This is a genomic window from Streptomyces mexicanus (assembly GCF_902506575.1).
GTDB classification, from domain to species: Bacteria; Actinomycetota; Actinomycetes; order Streptomycetales; family Streptomycetaceae; genus Streptomyces; species Streptomyces mexicanus.
In genome coordinates, this window is the sequence record NZ_LR732544.1 from 5988780 (window position 1) to 5994660 (window position 5881).

6 protein-coding genes are annotated in these 5881 nt (G+C 71.1%); 2 read left to right on the forward strand and 4 right to left on the reverse strand.

Annotation, left to right across the window (positions count from 1 at the left end):
• Nucleotides 1-182: 182 nt before the first annotated feature.
• Both GV126_RS26765 and GV126_RS26770 read right to left on the reverse strand, forming a co-directional pair.
• Nucleotides 183-371, reverse strand: coding sequence for a DUF397 domain-containing protein (locus tag GV126_RS26765; protein WP_159671602.1), 189 nt, complete (start codon nt 369-371; stop codon nt 183-185).
• On the reverse strand, nt 368-1213 hold the full coding sequence (locus GV126_RS26770; protein ID WP_159671604.1) for a helix-turn-helix domain-containing protein: 846 nt from the start codon (nt 1211-1213) through the stop codon (nt 368-370). Before GV126_RS26770 ends, GV126_RS26765 begins: the two co-directional genes overlap by 4 nt.
• A gap of 181 nt (nt 1214-1394) precedes the next feature.
• Between GV126_RS26770 and GV126_RS26775 the strand changes: the two genes are divergently transcribed.
• Nucleotides 1395-1847, forward strand: a complete 453-nt coding sequence (locus GV126_RS26775; protein ID WP_236570114.1) for an ATP-binding protein — start codon at nt 1395-1397, stop codon at nt 1845-1847.
• Here the strand turns inward: GV126_RS26775 and GV126_RS26780 are convergent.
• A complete protein-coding gene (locus GV126_RS26780; protein ID WP_159671606.1) occupies nt 1810-2307 on the reverse strand; it encodes a MarR family winged helix-turn-helix transcriptional regulator in 498 nt (165 codons plus the stop codon). The two genes, GV126_RS26775 and GV126_RS26780, sit on opposite strands and share 38 nt — an antisense overlap.
• Before the next feature lie 283 nt (nt 2308-2590).
• On the opposite strand from GV126_RS26780, the gene GV126_RS26785 reads away from it, so the two are divergent.
• A complete protein-coding gene (locus GV126_RS26785; RefSeq protein ID WP_159671608.1) occupies nt 2591-4114 on the forward strand; it encodes an MFS transporter in 1524 nt (507 codons plus the stop codon).
• A gap of 180 nt (nt 4115-4294) precedes the next feature.
• On the opposite strand, the gene gdhA is transcribed toward GV126_RS26785, so the two are convergent.
• A complete protein-coding gene (gene gdhA, locus GV126_RS26790; protein ID WP_185946748.1) occupies nt 4295-5671 on the reverse strand; it encodes an NADP-specific glutamate dehydrogenase in 1377 nt (458 codons plus the stop codon).
• Nucleotides 5672-5881: the final 210 nt, after the last annotated feature.

Genomic DNA, 5881 nt, shown 5'->3' on the forward strand with positions numbered 1-5881 from the left:
CCCTCCTCCGTTCCACAACTGCGAGGGCTGCGAGCGAGCGATTCGCACCCCGTGCCCCGGGGCCTACTGTCGTGATTGCCGCGAACGCCGTGAGGGCCGCGAACGCCGTGACGGGGGCCGGGGCACCGACGCGGCAGCGTGAACTGCCGTGTCGGCCGCGACAACCCCGACACCTGCGCGGGTCAGCTCTGCGACGCGTACGTCACGAAGTCCGCCCACGCCTGCGGCGTGAGTGCGAGCCGGGGGCCGTCGGTGTTCTTGGAGTCGCGGACGTGGATCGTGGTGGCGGTGGGGGCGACTTCCAGGCAGTCGCCGGGTTCGTTGCTGCTGCTGTAGCTGCTCTTGATCCAGTGGAGGTCCGCAGTGCTCATAGTCTCCCCAAGGCGCGCTCGATGAAGGCCTGCGACTCCCTCGGTGTGAGAGCCTGCGCCCGGATGATGCCATAGCGCAGTTCGAGGATGCGGAGGTCTTTCGGGTTCGATACCGGGCGCGCGTTGAACGCACCGTCGGAACGCCCGATCGCTGTGCCGTCGGCGAACTTCAGTACCTCGATCATGCCCGCCGCCCCGGCATGCTCTTCACGGTCGGTCGGCATCACTTGGAGGGTGACGTTCCGCAACTTGGACACCACCAAGAGGTATTCGAGCTGTCGACGCAGCACCGTCTTCCCACCGAAGGGGCGTTCGAGCGTCACCTGCTCCTGCACGAAGCTGAGTGTCGGAGCCGGCTCCCGGTCGAAGACTGCCTTTCGCGCCATCCGCGCGGCGGTTTCCCGCTCCACAACGTCTTCAGGAAGTGCCGGCTGCCTCATCGCGTACATTGCCCGCGCATACTCCTCCGTCTGCAACAGGCCGTGGATGTTGTGGTTGCTGTACAGCAGCATCTCCACCGCCCGCTCCTCCATCTCCGCCAGTTGCCGGACCTTCTTCGGGTAGCGGGCCTTGCGCATGTCCTCCATGAAGGCGCGCAGGTGGCCCTGGGCCTTCAGGAGCTGGTCCGCCCGGTCCAGGAACTCCGGCCTGGGGATGCGGGCGCCCCGCTCGATCTTGCGGATCATGTCCTCGCCGTATCCCATGGCCTCGGACAGCTCGGACACCGTCATCCCGGCGGCCTCGCGGCAGATCTTGAGCAGGCGGCCCACCGCCTGCACCACCGGCTCGATCTCGTCGCCCGGCTCGACGTCCCAGCCGGCCTCTTCGGCGCCCTCGCCCATGGCCCCTCCTTCGGCGCGTCCTCGTACTCGCTCAACGCCCGAGACAGCCGAGACAGCCGGGACAAAAACGGGACAGTGACGGTACGTGCAGGTCATGTCACTCACTTACGGAAGCACGCCCCGCCACGCTGGTGACGTGAATCAAGGAACGCGTGGCCCTGAAAACCATCTCGGCTCCCCCGTGCGCCACTTCAGCCTTCAGCTGTCCCCCACACCTCGCGGTGCCCGCCTCGCCCGACTGCTCGCGACCGAGCAACTCCGCAGTTGGGGGCTGCCGGTGCACCCGGCGGAGCACATCGTCGCCGAGTTGGCCGCCAATGCCGTCGCCCACGGCCGCGTCCCCGGCCGGGACTTCCGGCTGCTGCTGTACGTGGTCGGTGACATCCTCCGCATCGAGGTCACCGACACGCGTGGTGACCGGCTGCCGCACCTCCGACAGGGGGAACCGGACGACGAGTCCGGCCGCGGCCTGCTCATCGTTGAGGCGCTCGCCGACCGCTGGGGCGTCGTGCCCGGACCGCCCCCGCGCAAGACCGTCTGGGCCGAGGTACGGACGGCGGTCGTTCCGACCGGAGGGGCGGAACGGCGCGGTGCGGTCAGTCGGGGCGGCCGCAGGGCAGGTGGCCGCCGGTGACGATGGTGTGGCCCGCCTCCGCCCGTGCCCGGTGCAGGGCCAGCAGGGTGGCCGTCAGGGCCTCGGCGGACAGGTCGTCGAGCGGGGCGAGGAAGTCGCGTTCCACGCGTTCGCGGACCTGCTCGGCGTCGTGCAGGCAGGAGCGGCCCTGCGGGGTGAGGGTGACGACGTTGCGGCGGCGGTCGCGGTCGCTGCGCCGGCGCTCCACGTACCCCTTCTTCTCCAGGGAGTCGATGACGCCGACCATCGTCGTGCGGTCGACGCCGAGCTGCGCGGCGATCTCCAGCTGGGACGGCTGCTCCCGGGCGGCGTCGATGACCGCCATGACGCCCAGTTCGCGCGGAATCAGGTGGAAGGGCGCGAGCGCCTGCTCCAGCTCCACCGCCAGCGCGAGGTAGGCGTGTTTCAGCAGATACCCGAGCCTCCCGGCCAGGACATCGGGGAGACACACGTCCTTCATGGCCGTAGCGTACACTATACTGACCATCAGCTTTACTGACGATCTGCGAGAATGACGGATCGGGGGGTCCGTTCCGCCTGCCGGGAAACGGGAAACCCGGCACGGCCCAGCCCGGCGACGACGCCGGAGCGAAGCGCCGGACCGGGTCCGGCGGCTTCACACCACCACAGTCTTCGACGCGGGAGCGCGGGCGCTCCGGCCCCGGTGCGCCCGGGCCGCGGCGCCCTGGCGCCCCGCACATGACATACGCACGCCCTCAGACCAAGGAAGTGACGTTCACTTCATGACTGACTCGCCCACGGCCGCTCCGATACGGACGGCCCCGGCCACCGACGCCACCGGTGTGTCCGCTCCCGACCCCCGCCGCTGGTGGGGGCTGGTGATCATCGCTCTGGCCCAGCTGATGGTCGTCCTCGACGCGACCATCGTGAACATCGCCCTGCCGTCGGCGCAGAAGGCGCTCGGCATGACCGACGGCAACCGGCAGTGGGTCATCACCGCCTACACCCTGGCCTTCGGCGGCCTGCTGCTGCTCGGCGGACGCGTCGCGGACCTGGTCGGCCGCAAGCGCACCTTCATCATCGGCCTGGTCGGCTTCGCCGTCGCCTCCGCGATCGGCGGCGCCGCGCAGAGCCCCGGCCTGCTCTTCGGCGCCCGCGCCCTGCAGGGTGTCTTCGGCGCCGTGCTGGCCCCGTCCGCGCTGTCGCTGATGACGACGACGTTCACCGACCCGCGCGAGCGCGGCAAGGCCTTCGGCATCTACGGCGCCATCGCCGGTGCGGGCGGCGCGATCGGCCTGCTCCTGGGCGGTGTGCTGACCTCGTACGCGAACTGGCGCTGGTGTCTGTACGTCAACATCCCGATCGCCGTCGTGGCGGTGGTCGGCGCCGCGATCCTGCTGCACGACCGGCCGGGCCACCGCGACGTCAAGCTGGACGTGCCCGGCGTGATCCTCGGCTGCGGCGGCCTGGTCGCCGTCGTCTACGGCTTCTCCGAGGCCGAGCCGCGCGGCTGGAGCGACAGCCTGGTGCTGGGCCTGCTGGCCGGTGGCGTGGTGCTGCTGGCGGCGTTCGTGCTGTGGCAGATGAAGGCCAAGTCGCCGCTGCTGCCGCTGCGCATCCTCGCCGACCGCAACCGCGCCGGATGCTTCCTGACCATGGGCCTGGCCACCATCGGCATGTTCGGCCTGTTCCTGTTCATGACCTACTACCTGCAGGGCATCCTCGGGTACTCGCCGGTCCGCAGCGGTCTGGCGTTCCTGCCCATGTCCGCGTCGATCATCATCGGCTCCACGCAGATCTCCGCCCGGCTGCTGCCCCGCACGCCCCCGCGCCTGCTGATGGTGCCCGGCATGCTGCTGGCCGCCTCGGGCCTGGTGGTGCTGACCCAGCTCGGCGTGGACTCCGCCTACGCCACGCACGTCCTGCCCGCCGAGATCCTGCTCGGCCTCGGCATGGGCCTGACCTTCATGCCGGTGTTCTCCACCGCGACCCACGGCGTGCGCCCGCAGGACGCCGGCGTGACCTCCGCGATGGTCAACACCTCGCAGCAGGTCGGCGGTTCGCTCGGCACGGCCCTGCTGAACACCATCGCCACCTCGGCGACCACCACCTACGTCGGCAGCCACCTGACCGACCCCTCCCGCAAGGCGCAGGTCCTGCGCGAGGGCATCGTGCACGGCTACACCCAGGCCATCTGGTGGGGCGTGGCCGCGATGCTGATCGCCGCGGTCGTCTCCGGTGTGCTGATCGTCGCCCGGCCCACCGGGCGGGGCGGCGCCCCGGCGGCAGCCGCCGCCGCGCACTGAACGCTCCGACGGCACCACAGCGCTACGGCACCACAGCGCTATGGCGCTGACAGCACTACGACCGCGCCCCGCTCCGCAGCAGTACGGAGCGGGGGCGCGGCCGTAGCGCGTGCGGGGCGCGGCCTTGCGAGTGCGGGCGCGCCCTCGCGCGGGGGACGCTCGCGCGCGGGGTGCGAGGCCTCAGATGACGCCCTGGGCGAGCATCGCGTCCGCCACCCGCTCGAAGCCGGCGATGTTCGCGCCGGTCACGTAGTCGCCGGGGGCGCCGTAGCGTTCGGCGGTCTCGTGGCAGGTGCGGTGGATGTCGGTCATGATGCGCGCCAGTTCCTCCTCGACCCGCTCCCGCGACCACGCCGTACGGGAGTGGTTCTGCGTCATCTCCAGCGCGCTGACCGCGACCCCGCCGGCGTTGGCCGCCTTGCCCGGGCCGAAGGCGACCCCGGCCTGCTGCAGCAGGTGCACGGCCTCGGGCGTGGTCGGCATGTTCGCGCCCTCGGACACCGCCTTCACGCCGTTGCGCACCAGCGTGGCCGCGTCCTCCTCCCCCAGTTCGTTCTGCGTGGCCGAGGGCAGGGCGACGTCGGCGGGCACTTCCCAGACCCGCCCGCCGGGCACGAACCGGGCGGAGGCGCCCCGGCGCTCGGCGTAGTCGGCCACCCGGCCGCGCTCGACCTCCTTGACCTGCTTGAGCAGCTCCACGTCGATGCCCTTGTCGTCCACGACGTAGCCGCTGGAGTCCGAGCAGGTCAGCGGGTTGGCGCCGAGGGCGAGCAGCTTCTCGATGGTGTAGATCGCCACGTTCCCGGAGCCGGAGACGACCGCCGTCTGCCCCTGGAGGTCCTCGCCGCGCTCGCGCAGCATGGCCTCGGTGAACAGGACGTTGCCGTAGCCGGTCGCCTCGGGGCGGACGGCCGAGCCGCCCCAGCCGGGCCCCTTGCCGGTGAGCACGCCGGCCTCCCAGCGGTTGGTGATCCGCCGGTACTGCCCGAACAGGTAGCCGATCTCCCGGCCCCCGACGCCGATGTCACCGGCCGGCACGTCCGTGTGCTCACCGAGGTGCCGGTGCAGCTCCGTCATGAACGACTGGCAGAAGCGCATGACCTCCGCGTCGCTGCGCCCGTGCGGGTCGAAGTCGCTGCCGCCCTTGCCGCCGCCGATCCCCAGACCGGTCAGCGCGTTCTTGAAAATCTGCTCGAAGCCGAGGAACTTGATGATGCCGAGGTTGACGGAGGGGTGGAAGCGCAGGCCGCCCTTGTAGGGCCCGAGCGCGCTGTTGAACTCCACCCGGAAACCGCGGTTGACGTGCACCCGGCCCTGATCGTCCTGCCACGGCACCCGGAAGATGATCTGCCGTTCCGGCTCGCACAACCGCTCCACGAGGCCCGGTTCGGCGTACTCCGGGCGCGCGGCGAGCACCGGGGCGAGGGTGTCCAGGACCTCGTGCACGGCCTGGTGGAACTCCGGCTGGGCGGGGTTACGGCGCTCGATCTCGCCGCGGAGGGCGTCGAGCCGGGCCTGGGACTCGGGTCGGGCCTGTGTCTCGGGTCGCGTCGTCACGGGGCCCCTTTCTGGCACGGTGGGCTTGGTCGGCGCTCGGCGCCGTTGCCGCGCGCGGGGACGCCCTACTGTTACCCGTGTGTAAACGCCGAGGCCACATGGTTGTGCCCCCGATCCCGTCATGTGAGACATCCGGCTCCGATGGCCCCGATCCGGCTCCGATCCAGTTCCGATCCGGCTCCGGAGGCACCGGCCCGGGCGGAGCCGGAT

What these genes read in the sequence shown, in the direction of transcription:
- GV126_RS26780 (WP_159671606.1), bottom strand. Translation starts at nt 2,307, where the DNA reads ATGAAGGACGTGTGTCTCCCCGATGTCCTGGCCGGGAGGCTCGGGTAT.
- GV126_RS26785 (WP_159671608.1), top strand. Translation starts at nt 2,591, where the DNA reads ATGACTGACTCGCCCACGGCCGCTCCGATACGGACGGCCCCGGCCACC.
- GV126_RS26765 (WP_159671602.1), bottom strand. Translation starts at nt 371, where the DNA reads ATGAGCACTGCGGACCTCCACTGGATCAAGAGCAGCTACAGCAGCAGC.
- GV126_RS26770 (WP_159671604.1), bottom strand. Translation starts at nt 1,213, where the DNA reads ATGGGCGAGGGCGCCGAAGAGGCCGGCTGGGACGTCGAGCCGGGCGAC.